Annotated in this window: 12 protein-coding genes; 9 read left to right on the top strand and 3 right to left on the bottom strand. The window is 66.5% G+C overall.

From position 1 onward, the window contains the following. A partial coding sequence (trmB, locus tag ACRDUX_RS30175; RefSeq protein ID WP_526419396.1) for a tRNA (guanine(46)-N(7))-methyltransferase TrmB occupies nucleotides 1–469 on the bottom strand: 469 nt, incomplete at its 3' end. 135 nt (nucleotides 470–604) lie between these two features. On the opposite strand from trmB, the gene ACRDUX_RS30170 reads away from it, so the two are divergent. The 4 genes from ACRDUX_RS30170 (at nucleotide 605) to ACRDUX_RS30155 (ending at nucleotide 6,627) form a co-directional block, all read left to right on the top strand. Further along, nucleotides 605–1,603 carry a hypothetical protein gene (locus ACRDUX_RS30170; RefSeq protein ID WP_526419394.1) on the top strand — a complete coding sequence of 333 codons (999 nt, stop codon included), beginning with the start codon at nucleotides 605–607 and terminating at the stop codon, nucleotides 1,601–1,603. Then, nucleotides 1,600–2,805: a hypothetical protein gene (locus ACRDUX_RS30165; RefSeq protein WP_526419392.1), complete on the top strand. Its 1,206-nt coding sequence runs from the start codon at nucleotides 1,600–1,602 to the stop codon at nucleotides 2,803–2,805. Before ACRDUX_RS30170 ends, ACRDUX_RS30165 begins: the two co-directional genes overlap by 4 nt. 138 nt (nucleotides 2,806–2,943) lie before the next feature. Next, nucleotides 2,944–4,773 (top strand): phosphoenolpyruvate carboxykinase (GTP), encoded by a 1,830-nt coding sequence (locus ACRDUX_RS30160; RefSeq protein WP_526419390.1) that lies wholly within the window; start codon nucleotides 2,944–2,946, stop codon nucleotides 4,771–4,773. 552 nt (nucleotides 4,774–5,325) lie between these two features. After that, complete coding sequence (locus ACRDUX_RS30155) at nucleotides 5,326–6,627, top strand: calcium:cation antiporter family protein (RefSeq protein ID WP_526419388.1); 1,302 nt, start codon at nucleotides 5,326–5,328, stop codon at nucleotides 6,625–6,627. 3 nt (nucleotides 6,628–6,630) lie between these two features. On the opposite strand, the gene ACRDUX_RS30150 is transcribed toward ACRDUX_RS30155, so the two are convergent. Continuing rightward, nucleotides 6,631–7,869 carry a cytochrome P450 gene (locus tag ACRDUX_RS30150; protein ID WP_526419386.1) on the bottom strand — a complete coding sequence of 413 codons (1,239 nt, stop codon included), beginning with the start codon at nucleotides 7,867–7,869 and terminating at the stop codon, nucleotides 6,631–6,633. A gap of 227 nt (nucleotides 7,870–8,096) precedes the next feature. Here ACRDUX_RS30150 and fadD4 point away from each other — a divergent pair, with 227 nt between their 5' ends. Continuing rightward, nucleotides 8,097–9,617: a fatty-acid--CoA ligase FadD4 gene (gene fadD4, locus ACRDUX_RS30145; protein WP_526419384.1), complete on the top strand. Its 1,521-nt coding sequence runs from the start codon at nucleotides 8,097–8,099 to the stop codon at nucleotides 9,615–9,617. Beyond that, on the top strand, nucleotides 9,614–10,498 hold the full coding sequence (locus ACRDUX_RS30140) for an enoyl-CoA hydratase/isomerase family protein (RefSeq protein WP_526419382.1): 885 nt from the start codon (nucleotides 9,614–9,616) through the stop codon (nucleotides 10,496–10,498). The genes fadD4 and ACRDUX_RS30140 overlap by 4 nt, the downstream gene beginning before the upstream one ends. Here ACRDUX_RS30140 and ACRDUX_RS30135 read toward each other — a convergent pair. Further along, a complete protein-coding gene (locus ACRDUX_RS30135) occupies nucleotides 10,488–10,922 on the bottom strand; it encodes a MarR family winged helix-turn-helix transcriptional regulator (RefSeq protein ID WP_526419380.1) in 435 nt (144 codons plus the stop codon). The two genes, ACRDUX_RS30140 and ACRDUX_RS30135, sit on opposite strands and share 11 nt — an antisense overlap. Nucleotides 10,923–10,958: 36 nt before the next feature. On the opposite strand from ACRDUX_RS30135, the gene ACRDUX_RS30130 reads away from it, so the two are divergent. The 3 genes from ACRDUX_RS30130 (at nucleotide 10,959) to ACRDUX_RS30120 (ending at nucleotide 14,676) form a co-directional block, all read left to right on the top strand. Continuing rightward, nucleotides 10,959–12,077 (top strand): substrate-binding domain-containing protein, encoded by a 1,119-nt coding sequence (locus ACRDUX_RS30130; protein ID WP_526419378.1) that lies wholly within the window; start codon nucleotides 10,959–10,961, stop codon nucleotides 12,075–12,077. A gap of 80 nt (nucleotides 12,078–12,157) precedes the next feature. Beyond that, nucleotides 12,158–13,567, top strand: coding sequence for an amino acid permease (locus tag ACRDUX_RS30125; RefSeq protein WP_526419376.1), 1,410 nt, complete (start codon nucleotides 12,158–12,160; stop codon nucleotides 13,565–13,567). After that, nucleotides 13,564–14,676 (top strand): P1 family peptidase, encoded by a 1,113-nt coding sequence (locus ACRDUX_RS30120; RefSeq protein ID WP_526419374.1) that lies wholly within the window; start codon nucleotides 13,564–13,566, stop codon nucleotides 14,674–14,676. Before ACRDUX_RS30125 ends, ACRDUX_RS30120 begins: the two co-directional genes overlap by 4 nt. Nucleotides 14,677–14,693 lie beyond the last annotated feature (17 nt).

The raw sequence follows: 14,693 nt of genomic DNA, 5'->3' as shown, positions 1-14,693 counted from the left end.
CCCTCACACCGGTCAGGGATGCCGGCTCGAGAAGGTGTTCGAGCACGTCGACGCCGTCCCCGCGGATCAGGCGCACGTTGGTGAGGCCTTCACGGTCGATGCCATTGAGGAGTTGCGCCAGGCCACGGCGGTAGACCTCGGCCGCGATCACGTCCAGCTCCGGTTCGGCGGCCGCCATCGCGAGTGTCGAGGTACCCGTCCCGCAACCGATCTCCAGCACCAGCGGGGCCGCCCGCCCGAACCACGCCTCGGTGTCGAGCGCGGCCGCGAGGCGCCCGTCGGAATCCCTGGCCTGCATGCCGAGCTCCGGCCAGCGGCGATCCCAGGTGTCTCGTTGCAGGCCGGACAGCGCGGACCTGCGGGATCTGAAGCTGGTGACGCGGGGAAAGGCGTGCGCGGGGAGTGTGGTCTCCTCGGAGGTCGACGGGTCGGCCTCTCGCTGCACGTGCATCCGTCCATGGTCGCTCATCGAAGACGGTGTACCCGCATCGTGGTGCAATTCGATACCCAACAGTTGCCTTCTGCCGCTATGCACGGGATGGGCGAAATAGCCGCTCTCCATGGGTGCGCCGGGGTGCGACGATGGGATGCGGGGGATCCAATCGTGACACAGGCGTTCGTCGGCGAGTTGACACCATTCGCTGACACCATGATCGGTCCGCAATTGACCCAGGTCATCAATCGTTTACGACGGCCGGTGCGCATTGCGGTGGTCGGCCGCGAAGGGGTCGGCCGGGGCAGTGTGGTCGCTGCGCTGCGGCGAAGGGGTGTTGCCGTGGCGCCACCCGACGTCTGTGAGGTCTGCGTCCTGGTGATCGCCGAGGCGGTCAAGGCCGAAGACGTGGCGGCCGTGAGGGCCAGCGGAAGGCCGGTGCTGATCGTTCTCACGAAGGCGGATCTGGCCGGCGCGGGCGCGGGAGGGCCGCTCGCCGTCGCCCGCGACCGGGCCTGCGCGATCCGCATCCTGACGGCCACGCCGACGGTGCCCATGGTGGGTCTGCTGTCGGCCCTGGACTCCGCGGTGCTCGACGGGGACCTGGTCGCCGCGCTGCGCGCGTTCGTCGACGAGCCGCCCAACCTCACCAGCGTCGACGCCTTCGTCGGTGATCCACATTCGGTCGGTCGCGACGTGCGCGCCCGTCTGCTCGAGCGGCTCGACAGGTTCGGTATTGCGCACGCCATCCTCGCGCTGGCCGGCGGCACCGAACCCGCCCTACTGCCCGCGCACCTCGCTCGCCTCGGCAACCTCGACGAGGTGATGTCCGCACTCGACGCGGTGTCGGCTCCGGTCCGGTACCGGAGACTGTGCACGGCGTTGGCCGAATTACGGTCCCTCACCGTGCAATTGGGCAGTACCTCGCTTTCGGACTCGCTGACCGATCTGCTGGCGACCGACGTCACGGTGATGGCCGCGATGACCGCTGCCGTCGACGTGATCGAGGCCGACGGCCTGTCCGTCGACCGCGGCGACACGTCCGCCGCCCACCTCGAGCGCGCCATCCGGTGGCGCCGCTACGGCAGCGGTCCGGTCAACGCGCTGCACCGCCGCTGCAGCAGAGACATCACGAGGGGCTCGTTGCGGCTTCTCGCGGGAGCCTCGTGACGACGGGCCGGGTCGTTCTGGTGGTGGGGCCGCGGCTGGCCGGTGCCGACGGCGTCGTCGTCGCACTTGGCAGGGAGCTGCCCGATCACGTGGTCGTCGGGCTCGACGGTCTCGCCGCGCAGCGCCCACCAGACGCGGTCATCGCCGTCCTGTCGGCGGTGGCGCCGGTGACGCGAACGGACTGGGACCTGATCGAGCGTGCCGCGGCAGGCACCGACCTGGTCGTCGCCGTGGTTTCGAAGATCGACGCGCACCGGGGGTGGCGAGCGGTGATCGAAGTCGACAGGGGACTCGTCGCGGGCTGGCACCCGCGGCGTCGGTCGATGCCGTGGGTGGGGGTCGCCGCGGCTCCCGACCTCGGTGAACCACGCCTCGGTGAGCTGGTGCTCCTGCTGCGAGAGCGCCTCGCGGAACCCGGCCTGGATCAGCGAAACCAGCTGCGGAGAAACGAGTTTCGCATTCAGGGAAACCGAACGGGCACTGCGGAGGCCGGTCACCGGCCGGCGGGGGCCGACGCCCTGCAACTAAGAAGCGTGCTCCAGCGCACGCGACTGCGGCTCGTCGGTTTCGTTCGGGACCGGTGCTCGGCGCTGCGTGCCGAGCTGCGGGAGGACGCCTCCTCGGTGTCCGTCGGCGGATCGGACGGCTTCGAGGCCGTGGTGCGGAGCCAAGCCGTTCGCTTCCTCGCCGAGCTCGACGTCGAGATCACCCGCGCGGTGGGGCACGCAGCCGAGGAACTCGCGGTGGACGAGCACGCCATGGCCCGGCTCCGACGGGGCCGCCGCCTCGACCCGCCGGACCTGTCCCGTCCGCAGTCGTCGTCGCGACGTTTGGAGGGTCGTCTGATGGCGGTGCTCGGCGTCGGTTTCGGGCTGGGCATCGCGTTGGCGTCGAGTCGGTTGCTGGCCGGGTTGGCGCGGGGCCCGTCGCTCCTGGGACTGGCGGTCGGCCTCGCGGTGGGGCTGACGCTGGTGGTGTGGGTGGTCCGCGTGCGGGGTCTGCTTCACGATCGGGCGTTGCTCGACAGATGGGTCACCGAGATTGCCATGACGCTGAGATGGCACGGCGAGGCGGTGGTCGCCGAGCGCCTGCTCGCGGCCGAGTCCGCATGCGTTCAGGCACGGTCGAGACGTACCGTCGCGGGGGTTTCCGGCGGCCCCGACTCGGGCCGAAAACATGTTACTGACCAGTACGAATGGTGATCCGGCCGGCAAAATGGCGGTTAACGTCTATCTGAATCGTTCCTGTGAGAGAACGGACATGTCCCAATTTACCGTGGGTATGTCACCCGCGTTAACCTCTATTAAAGCTACAACCGCGACCGCCAGCAGGAGATTTCAATGACCTCAGCGACCATTCCCGGTCTGGACAGCGCACCGACCAAACACGAGGGGCTGCTCGCCTGGGTTCGCGAGGTTGCCGAGTTGACACAGCCCGACCGCGTGGTGTTCGCCGACGGTTCCGATGAGGAGTTCGAGCGCTTGACCGCGCATCTCGTCGAGGCGGGGACCTTCCAGAAGCTGAACGAAGCCAAGCAACCGAATTCGTACCTCGCGCTGTCTGACCCGTCGGACGTGGCCCGCGTGGAGTCAAGGACGTTCATCTGTTCGGCGCGCGAGATCGACGCCGGTCCCACCAACAACTGGATGGACCCCGCTGAGATGCGGGAGCTCATGAGCGGTCTCTACCGGGGTTCGATGCGCGGTCGGACGCTGTGGGTGGTGCCGTTCTGCATGGGCCCGCTCGGTGCGGAGGATCCGAAGCTCGGCGTGGAGATCACCGACTCGGAATACGTCGTCGTGTCGATGCGAACGATGACCCGGATGGGCAAGGCGGCGCTGGACAAGATCGGCGACGACGGCTTCTTCGTCAAGGCGCTGCACTCGATCGGTGCGCCGCTGGAGCCCGGCCAGGCCGACGTGCCGTGGCCCTGCAATGACACCAAGTACATTACCCACTTCCCGGAGACTCGCGAGATCTGGAGCTACGGCTCGGGTTACGGCGGCAATGCGCTACTCGGCAAGAAGTGCTACTCGCTGCGCATCGCGTCGGCGATGGCCCACGACGAGGGCTGGCTCGCCGAGCACATGCTGATCCTCAAGTTGATCTCGCCGGAGAACAAGGCGTACTTCATCGCCGCGGCGTTCCCGTCGGCGTGCGGCAAGACCAACCTCGCGATGCTGCAGCCCACCATCCCCGGTTGGCGCGCCGAGACCGTCGGCGACGACATCGCGTGGATGCGGTTCGGCAAGGACGGCAGGCTCTACGCCGTCAATCCCGAGTTCGGCTTCTTCGGCGTCGCGCCTGGCACCAACTGGGATTCCAACCCCAACGCGATGAAGACCATCGCGGCGGGCAACACCGTCTTCACCAACGTCGCCAAGACCGACGACGGCGACGTGTGGTGGGAGGGTCTGGAAGGCGAACCCGACCACCTGATCGACTGGAAGGGCCACGACTGGATTCTGCGTGAGACGGAAACCAAAGCGGCACACCCGAACTCGCGTTACTGCACCCCCATCTCGCAGTGCCCGACGCTGGCGCCGGAATGGGACGACCCGCAGGGTGTGCCGATCTCGGCGATCCTGTTCGGCGGCCGCCGCAAGACGACCGTTCCGCTGATCACGCAGGCCCGCGACTGGCAGCACGGCGTCTTCATCGGCGCGACGCTGGGTTCCGAGCAGACCGCGGCGGCCGAGGGCAAGGTCGGCACGGTCCGGCGCGACCCGATGGCCATGCTGCCGTTCATCGGCTACAACGTCGGCGATTACATGCAGCACTGGATCAACGTCGGCAAGAACGCCGACGAGTCCAAGATGCCCGCCGTGTTCTTCGTGAACTGGTTCCGCCGCGGCGACAACGGTCGCTTCCTGTGGCCGGGCTTCGGCGAGAACAGCCGGGTGCTCAAGTGGGCCATCGAGCGCATCGAGCACCAGGCCGATGGCAAGTCGACCGCCATCGGCATCGTGCCGACGGCCGCCGACCTGGATCTGGACGGTCTGGACGTCGACGCGTCGGACGTCGACGAGGCCCTCGCCGTCAACGCCGATGAGTGGCGCAAGGAGCTGCCCCTCATCGAGGAGTGGTTCGAGTTCGTCGGCGAGAAACTGCCGACTGGCATCAAGGACGAGTTCGACGCGCTCAAGACCCGGCTGGCCGAAGCCGACTAGAGCCACCCCCGCCTCTCACGCGAGCGTGCGTGTTTGTACGGCGACACGCCGCTGGTGGTGGCAATCCGTGCACGCTCGCGGCTGAGTTAGAGCCCGGACCTTCCCCGGCGACCCCATGCCATGACCTGCCAATGGGACGCAAGGTCAATTTCGGCATCCGGGCTCAGGCGGTGGTCACCTTCGGTGAGCTTGAGACGATCGGCTGCAGCAACTCGAAATGTGGGTAGCCAGAGTTGATTCTAAGGCTCGACGAACTCTTACTTGTGGGCCGTCTGGCCAGCAAATTTCATGTCCCGCCCGCAATATTTCGGTAGCTACTCTAAGTTGCTAACGCTGGTAGGCCTGGCGTACGGTCCTGACAGCGAAGGGGAGTAGCTCCCACCCGCCGGCCCTGGTCGGCGAATGCGGATGATCGACATGCTGGCGGCGTAGCCGCCCGGTCATCCACCGGACAAGTCCGGCGAGCGAGACCTTCGGTTGACACCCGTTGTCGACCCGAGGCCTCGCCAGCTGCTGGGAGAGGTCGCAGGTCGCAAGAGCTGAGGACCGAAGATGACCACCGATACCGAACGGGACCGAGACACGTCGTCGAGCAGCCGGCGTCTGCTGCGTCCGCTGCTGATCACCGCGGTCGTCATCGTGCCTGCGCTCGTCATGCGGTTGGGCGGTGTGCATCCCAGTCCCGTGGTGTCGCTGGTGGTCTACGGCGCCGCCGTGGTTGCCGCCAGCTTCCTGCTCGCATGGGCGGCCGAGGCTGCCCAGGTCGACGTGTCGGGTGGGTTGGCGATCGCCGTGCTCGCGCTGATCGCCGTCCTGCCGGAGTACGCGGTCGACCTCTACTACGCCTACGCCGCCGGCCATGACGCCGACTACGTGCAGTACGCCGCGGCCAACATGACCGGCTCCAACCGGCTTCTGATGGGCATCGGCTGGCCGCTCGTCGTGCTGGTCAGCCTCTACGTCGCGAACAAGGTCTCGAAGGCCAAACGTGGTGCGCGAGCGAACGTTCTCGGGCTCGACCCCGGCAACCGGGTCGAGCTCGGCTTCCTGCTGATCGCGGGCATCATCGCGTTCGTGGTGCCCGCCACCGGGCGCATCCACCTGGTGCTGGGCGTGGCGCTGCTGGCCTGGTTCGGCCTGTACCTCTACAAGTTGACACGGGGTGACGTCGAGGAGCCGGAACTGATCGGCGCCGCCGCCGCGATCGGCGCCCTGCCCGATCGTCGCAGGCGCGTCACCGTGGTCGCCCTCTTCGTGATTGCCGCCGCGGTGATCCTGGGCTGCGCCGAGCCGTTCGCCGAGAGCCTCATCGGCGCGGGCACGGAGCTGGGGATCGACCGCTTCCTGCTGGTCCAGTGGCTGGCGCCGCTGGCCTCCGAAGCGCCGGAGTTCATCATCGCGATCATCTTCGCCGCCCGCGGCAAGGGCACCGCGGCGATTGCGACGCTCATCTCGTCGAAGGTCAATCAGTGGACGCTGCTGATGGGCTCGCTTCCCATCGCGTACATGGCCGGTGGCGGCGGAACGTCCCTGGTGCTCGACGGTCGCCAGATCGAGGAGGTGCTGCTGACCGCTACGCAGACGATGATGGGCGTGGCGCTGATCCTGGCGCTGCGATTCCACCGCTACACCGCGTGGGCGCTGCTCGCGCTCTTCATGGTGCAGTTCCCGATCACCTCGACGCACGGCAGGCTGATCCTGTGCGGGCTGTATGCCGTGGTCGCGGTGGTGGCGTTGATCGTCAACCGCAGGCACCTCTTGGTGACCCTTCGCGCGCCGTTCGCGAGGAGTGAGTCGTCTCGGGATGAGCCGACCGACGCCGCGGAACACGTCTCGCTCGCGGTTGGCCCCTGACGGTCAGTGTCCGGCGTCGAATTCGATGGGTAACGTCACTGGGCCACTGATCCCGGTCAGCGGTTTCCACGGGGCGGCCCCGGTGCGACGCGCGTTGGGCATGCGGCGCGTCATGACCGCCAGCGCCTCGGTGAGCTCTGCTCTGGCGAGGTGTGACCCGAGGCAGTAGTGGACCCCGCCGCCGAACGACATCATCGCCGGCGGATCGTTGCGCGTGATGTCGAGGCGGTCGGGAGCGTCGAAGACCGCGGGGTCGCGGTTCGCCGCGGCGGTGTTCACCAAGACGACCGTGCCAGCCGGGATCACGACCCCGCCAAGTTCGACGTCCTCGAGTGCGGTGCGCATGGTCGCGGTGGCGATGGAGGAATGGCGCATGGTTTCCTCGACGGCGTTCGGCGCGAGTTCGGGATGCTCTGCCAGCAGCGCCCATTGGTCGGGGCGATCGAGGAGCACCTGTACCGAGGCGGCCACTTGGTTGCGGGTGGTGTCGGTTCCGGCCATCAAGAGACCCGCGGCGAGCATGAGCAGTTCGTCGTGGGTCAAGCGGTCACCGTCGTCTTCGGCACGGATCAACTCGGAGACGAGGTCGTCGGTGAGCGCACTTCGCCGGTCGGCGATCATGTCGTCGAGATAGGCGTCCAGCGCCTCCCATGACCGCAGGATGTCGGCTTGGTCCTCTGCCGCGGACCAGCCGAAGGTCTTCATGATGTCATCGGTCCAGTCGGAGAACAGCTTCCAATCGCGACGGTCGGTACCGAGCAGCGCACAGATGATCGGGATCGGATACTTCTGCGCTACGTCGGTGACGACGTCGCAACGGCCAGTCCCGCTGACCGCGTCGACCAGTTCGGTGATGACCTCGACGATGGTGGGCCGCAGCCCTGCGGCGGCGCGAGGGGCGAAGGCCTTGGACACGAGTCGTCGCAGCCGATGGTGCTGGGCGCCGTCGAGAGTCAGCAGATTCGTGACGACCCGGTCCCACAGCGGGCCACTGGTGATGCCCTGGGCCGCGAGACTGAAACCCGGTGGCGTGCGGAATCTCGGGTCGCGCAGCACGGAGCGGACCAGTTCGTAGGTGAGCAACTCGGGTCCGTGCGGGCCGAGCGCGATGGGAGCCTGCCGCCGCGCCTCCCGAAACATGACGTGCGCGTCTTCGGGATCCTGGACGTATTGGTAGTCGATGGACGGCAGACCGGCGTCGAACACGCTCAACGTGGACGTCGCACTGATTGCGATGGACATCGGATCTCCTGGGGAGCCTCGGGTATGCCCATCAAGCGTCGCGCGGCTAGGCGGTTACGCATCGAGTAGTCGACTACTCCAGTTTGGTGACGGTCAACGAGATCGAGACCGCGCGAACGACTCCGTGGCCATGCGCCTGGCCCATAGTGCCCGGCCATTCTTGACGGATGTCAAGTTTTTTGGGACCGCTCCCTGCGTGCCGATCCGTCCGTCGTAAGGTTCTGCTCATGCAGATCCGCAACACCGCCGAGGCGACCCCCGACAAACCCGCCGTCATCATGCATCCGTCCGGCACGGTGGTGACGTTCGGTGAGCTGGAGGCACGGGCGAACCAATTGGCGCACCACTTCCGCTCGGCCGGGCTGGTCGAGGGTGACGCGGTGGCGATCCTGATGGAGAACGGCGAGCACACGCATGCGGTGATGTGGGCCGCGCGCCGTGCCGGGCTGTACTACGTCCCGATCAACACCCACCTCACCGCGGCCGAGGTCGCCTACATCGTCGACAACAGCAGCGCGAAGGCGATCGTCGGCTCCGGCGGACTGCGGGACACCCTGGCCGCCCTCGGTGACGAGCTGCCTGGCGGGCTTCCCGCCGTCCTGCTCATCGCCTCCAGTGACCTCGACGGCTGGCAGCGATACCCGGAATGCGTTGCCGAGCAACCCGTTACCCCCATCGCGGACGAGATCGATGGCGACCTGCTGCAATACTCCTCTGGCACCACCGGGCGCCCCAAGGGCATCAAGCGCGATCTGCCGCACCTGCCGCCAGCGGAGGTGCCGGGATTGATGGCGGCCCTCGTTGGATTCTGGATGCATCCGGACGCCGTGTACCTGAGCCCAGCGCCGCTGTACCACACCGCTCCGTCGGTGTGGTCCATGCAGACGCAGGCCGGTGGAATCACCACCGTCGTGCTGGAGAAGTTCGACCCCGAGGGCGCGTTGGAGGCCATCCAGAAGCACCGGGTGACCCACGGCCAGTTCGTCCCCGTCATGTTCACCAGGATGCTGAAACTTCCTGAGGGGGTGCGTAATTCGTACGACGTGACCAGCTTGCAGCGCGTCATGCACGCAGCGGCGCCGTGCCCCGTGGAGATCAAGAAGCAGATGATCGACTGGTGGGGCCCGATCGTCGACGAGTACTACGCCTCATCGGAGGCCATCGGCTCGACCCTGATCACGGCCGAGGACTGGCTGACCCACCCCGGATCGGTGGGCAAGTCGATGATGAGCGCACTGCACATCCTCGACGAGGACGGCAATGAACTGCCGCCCGGCGAGGCCGGCGAGATCTACTTCGAGGGTGGCTTCGACTTCGAGTACCTCAACGACCCTGGCAAGACGGCGTCGTCGCGGGACTCGCATGGGTGGAAGACGGTGGGCGACATCGGGTATCTCGATGAAGAGGGTTACCTGTACCTCACCGACCGGCGACACCACATGATCATCTCCGGCGGCGTGAACATCTATCCGCAGGAGGCCGAGAACGTTCTGGTGACCCACCCCAAGGTGATGGACGCCGCCGTCTTCGGAATCCCCGACGACGAGATGGGCCAGCGCGTCAAGGGTGTCGTGCAGACGGTGGACCAGGCGGATGCCACCGCCGAGTTCGCCGACGAGCTTCTGGCCTGGTTGCGAGATCGGTTGGCGCACTACAAGTGTCCACGGTCGATATCGTTCGAAGTGCAGCTGCCGCGCACGGATACCGGCAAGCTGTACAAGCAGGAGCTGATCAAGAAGTACTCGTGAAACACCTCAGCGTTGCCGATGGGGTCCTGGTCGAGGCGGATTCGCCTGACACCGGGACCTTTTCGTTGACCGAGGAACCCTCCGACGACGAACGCGTGATCACGGTGCCGTCGATCGAGGCGGCGCTCGACGTCATCGCGAGGCGAATCGCGCAGTGGCCCATCGCGGCGTCCGTGTGCGACGACGTACTGCGCGCATTCGACGCCGATGCGCCGACGAGCACTGGCGTCGTCACCGAATCCCTGGCGTACTCGACGTTGCAGTCGGGACCGGAGTTCGCGCGGTGGCTCACCGAGCGCGGCCCCGCCGTGGTGCCTGCCCTCCCCGATCCAGTGCTCGCCGAGCGGGCGGGGAGCACGCTGCGCGTGTGGTTCAACCGATCGCAGCGGCACAACGCGTTCTCGACCGACGCCCGTGGCGCGCTGCTCGAAGCGCTCGAGGTCGCCCGCCTCGACCGCTCGGTGACCGAGGTGGTGCTCGCGGGCAACGGTCCATCCTTCTGCAGCGGAGGCGATCTCGCGGAATTCGGCACCTTTACCGACCCGGCGTCGGCGCACCTCGCCCGCACGCGGCACAGCCCGGCGCTGGTGCTCGACGAGGTCACCGCGCGCCTCGGCAGGGGCTGCCGTGCGGAGGTGCACGGCCGGGTGCTCGGCAGCGGGCTGGAGATGGCCTGCTTTTGTGGATGGGTTGCCGCTCAGCCGGATTCGGTGTTCGGACTACCCGAACTGACCCTTGGCCTCATCCCGGGCGCGGGCGGCACCGTCAGCGTGACGCGGCGCATCGGAAGATGGCGCACGGCCTATCTGGTGCTGTCGGGCCAGGCGATCGACGCGGCGACCGCGCTCGAGTGGGGTTTGGTCGACGAAGTTACGCAGTGAACTGTCGCAGCAGCTTCCCGAGCTCCTCGACGCAGTCCGGTCCGAACCGGCGGGCCATCGACCTCTGGTGCTCGGCCGCGATCCCGTCCAGCCGTGTTAGCAGGCTCTTGCCGAGCGGCGACAGTTGGATTGCGATGCGACGGCGATCGTCCGGGAAGTGTGTCCGGTACAGCAGGGCCGAGGAGGCCAGGGTGTCGAGTGTGCGGGTGAAGGTCGGCTGGGCGATGCCCAGCCGGGCCGCAATGGCGACCATCGGCTCACCCTCATCGGCCGCCAACGCCCGCAATATGCGCCACTGATCGACGGTGGTCGACTCGGCGTCGAAGGCGACCGCCAGTTCGCGGGACAACATTCGTTGAACGGACGTCAGCAGGTCGATCACGGGAATAACCGCGACAGACGGCACCTCGGATCGCGTGGCCATGATGCGAGCATAGTGACGAGATGCATACTTGTTGGTGTGTCGCCGGTTGACGTTGTGCGGCCTTCTCTCGAAGTGCTGGTGGACGGCCCCTCGGACGATGTTCTGCGCCTTGGCCTTCTGCTCCCGATGTCCGGCCCGTTGGGTCTGACGGCGACGTCTGCCCTCGATGCCGCGTGCCTGGCCGCCACGGAAGTCAACGAGAGCGGTGGCGAACGTGGCCGCCGCGTTGAACTGGTGCTCGTCGACGCAGGCAGTGATCCGGACCGCGTCGCAGCGGAGTCGAAGTATCTCGCCGATGCGAAGTTGGTCGACGCCTTCGTTGGTCTGCACACCAGCGATGTGCATCGGGCGATCGAGGTGGCGCTGGCGGGACGGACGCCATACATCTTCACACCGCCGCACGAGGGGGGACGTCGATCACCCGGCGTCGTCCTCATCGGTGATCCACCGTCGCGCCAGATCGGCCCGGCCCTGACGAACTTGATGGCCCGGCGCGGGCTTCGACGATGGGTGATGATCGGCAGTGACTACATCTGGACGTGGTCGATGCATAGATTCGCCGCCAAACAGATCGTCGCGGCCGGCGGATCGGTCGTTTCATCGAGACTCGTTCCGTTCGGCATCCGTTCCGCCGATGCCGACGAACTCGTCGAATTGCTATCCAGACGGCATGCCGACGGCGTCCTGTTGAGCCTGATCGGCAGCGACCTGGCCGTGTTCAACCGCGCATTCGCCCGAGCTGGTCTCGGCGACCGGGTCGTGCGGTTGTCAGGTTCCCTGGAGGAGAACGGGCTGCTGGCCGCCGGCGGTGACGATACCGGCGAGTTGTATTCGGCGATGCGGTCTTTCGCCGGCCAAGCCGACGACCGACGCCGTGCCCTCGCCGAGAATCATCACCGCGCCTTCGGAGATTTCGCCCCCGTCCTCGACGCCTACTCCGAAGGATGTTACGACGGCGTGCACCTCGCCGTTGCACTGGCCGCAATCGATGCACTGGCGGCCGTGCCCGCCCAATCCGCGGCCCGTCACCTGTTGGCGCACAACGGCATCGATTGCCCAGACGCCTGGTCGCATGCGCCGGTCGGGGCGCCGCACCAGCAGCGGTGCCTGGCTCGCGCCGATGGCCTCGACTTCGCGGTTGTTGCCACCCTGTAAACTATTCATTTGAATACTATCCATTTGGTTGGTTGTGTGTCTAGTCTGGTGCCCGTCACCTCGACACACTGGGAGGCCTCATGGCTGACGAATCAATACCGGACGCCGTCGCTGCATCGCAACGGCCAGCCACGGCCACGCTTCATCGCGGTCTGAGCGTTCGCGGCGTCATCGCCCTAGCGGTCAGCGACATAACGCCGATGGCGTCATTACTGATCATCGCCCCGGTGGTGCTTGCCGCGTCTGGAACCGGATCGATGTGGGCCTACCTCATCGGTTGCTTCCTCGCGATCTGTGTCGCACTGTGCATGGGTGAGCTCGGCTCGATGTATCCGGTTGCAGGCGGGCTGTATTCGATCGTGCATCGGGTGCTCGGCCGCCCGACGGGATTCCTTGCCCTCGTCGACTACATCGCCCAGGGAGTGTTTCTGCCTGCGAGTATCGCGCTCGGTGTGGGGACCTACCTACACGCGCTGGACGACTCGATTCCGGTGAACCTGTCCTCGGCCATCGCGATGGTGGTCGTGACACTGCTGGCGGTGCTACGAATCCACATCGGCGCCATCCTGGTCGCGATATTCCTTGCGATCGAGGTCACCGTGCTCGTGGTAGTAGCCGTTGCGGGTTTCTCGCACTGGAACCAGCCGTTGAGCATCCTGACTCATCCGGTGAACTTCGACGGCTCCGCGCTGTCCTCCGTCGGGGCCGGTGCCATCGTCGCCGCGATTGCGATCACGATGTTCTCCGTCAACGGCTACGACAGCGCCATCAACTTCTCCGAGGAGGCCCGTGGCGGCCCCGCGACCATCGGTAAGGCTGTCGTCATCGCGGCCCTAACCGGTATCGTGCTCGAACTCGTACCATTCTTCGGCGGCCTGATGGGCGCGCAGGATCTCGGCGAGTATTTGTCCAGCGCAACGCCTCTCACTGATCTGATCAACCAGGTATGGGGGCCGACGTTCAAGAACATCGTCATCATCGGCGCGTTGTTCGCGGTGCTCAATGCGATCCTGGCGATCACGCTGCAGTTCGCCCGGATTCTGTGGTCGAGTGCGCGGGACCGCGCGTGGCCGGACGTGGTCAACTCCGCGCTTGGGCGGGTCCACCCGAAGTTCAAGTCCCCATGGGTGGCGACGCTCGTCCTCGGCACCGTCGCGACCGCGCTGTGCTTCGCGTCAGATCTCGTCACCACCGTGACTTTTACCGCGGTTTTGATCATCGTGCTCTACGGCCTGATCGCGGTGGCTGCGCTGGTCAGTCGGATCCGGGACAAGGAGACCGAACGGCCGGCGAGGATGCCGCTCTGGCCGTTGCCCCCGCTGCTGGCACTGGCCGGTGTGATCGTCGCGCTGACTCAACAGACGTCGCATGACATATGGATCGTCGTCATCCTGTTCGCCGTGGCGGCCGTCTACTACTTCGGCTACCTGCACCGAGCCAAGAACGACCGCTGGGTGCCGCACACCGTCGCCGCCGACGAGGCACTGTGACACCGCCAGTTGGACGGGGCCGGGCCCGCGACCTCGGATTTCCGGTCGGCCACCTGCCCACCGGCCCGTTGAACGCCATTACCGACGTAGCAGGCGTGCGGGTCGGTCATGCCACGGTATGGCGGGACGACGGTGTAACCGCCAGAACCGGTGCCACCGCGATCTGGCCACACGAAGGCAATCCGTTCCGCGACCGCGTCTACGCGGCAACCAGTGTGTTCAATGGATACGGGATTCTGACCGGTGACATCGTCATGCACGAATGGGGCCTGATCGGGGCGCCAATCGTATTGTGCGACACGGCAAATCTGGGCGTCGCCTACCAGGCCAGTGTTCGGTACATGTCGGACCGCGACGAGGTGGTGGGAACCGACGACGTTCTCATGCCCGTCGTCGCCGAGTGTGACGACGGATTTCTCAATGACAACCGCGCCATCACCCTGACTGAGCCGGATGTCCGCAGTGCGCTCGACGCTGCGGACACCGGCCCCGTGCCCGAAGGTGTCGTGGGAGCCGGTACCGGCACCCAGATGTTCGACTTCAAGGGCGGAATCGGCACCGCATCGCGGATCCTCGAAATCGGCTCGCGCACGTACACCGTTGGGGTGCTGCTGAACACCAACTACGGCACCCGGCAGCAGCTGCAGATAGCAGGTCACCCACTGGGGCGCGAACTGGTCGAGAACATGCCGGTGCACCACAAGGAAGGATCGTGTATCGCCGTCGTGGCGACCGACCTACCGCTGCACCCGAATCAGTTGCGGCGGTTGGCCCGCCGCGTCGACATCGGGTTGGGGCGGACGGGCAGCGTCGGCAACGACGGTTCGGGGGAGATCTTCGTTGCCTTCTCCACTGCGCACCGCATTCCTCGCGAGGCCCCGGACGGCCTGCTGCCGATAGAGGTGTTGGTGGAGGGCCAGTTCTGGACGCAGGGATCACCCTTCGATCTGATCTTCGACGCCGTCGCGGAAGCATCTGAGGAAGCCGCACTCAACGCGCTTTGCCAGGCAGACACCGTACACGGGCGCGATGGCCATGTGTTGTCGGGCTTTCCGATCGAACAGGCGCTCGCCCGGATGAAACGACCCGCGGAGTCTGGGAGGCGATGAGCCCACTCCGAGTGGCG

The organism is Mycobacterium sp., from assembly GCF_050701675.1.
GTDB lineage: Bacteria > Actinomycetota > Actinomycetes > Mycobacteriales > Mycobacteriaceae > Mycobacterium.
The sequence above is the reverse complement of the archived record's forward strand: the minus strand, read 5'-3'. Positions and strand labels throughout refer to the sequence as shown.

Coding starts and splice junctions, on each gene's coding strand:
- ACRDUX_RS30160 (WP_526419390.1), top strand. CDS start 2,944: ATGACCTCAGCGACCATTCCCGGTCTGGACAGCGCACCGACCAAACAC.
- ACRDUX_RS30155 (WP_526419388.1), top strand. CDS start 5,326: ATGACCACCGATACCGAACGGGACCGAGACACGTCGTCGAGCAGCCGG.
- ACRDUX_RS30150 (WP_526419386.1), bottom strand. CDS start 7,869: ATGTCCATCGCAATCAGTGCGACGTCCACGTTGAGCGTGTTCGACGCC.
- fadD4 (WP_526419384.1), top strand. CDS start 8,097: ATGCAGATCCGCAACACCGCCGAGGCGACCCCCGACAAACCCGCCGTC.
- ACRDUX_RS30135 (WP_526419380.1), bottom strand. CDS start 10,922: ATGGCCACGCGATCCGAGGTGCCGTCTGTCGCGGTTATTCCCGTGATC.
- ACRDUX_RS30125 (WP_526419376.1), top strand. CDS start 12,158: ATGGCTGACGAATCAATACCGGACGCCGTCGCTGCATCGCAACGGCCA.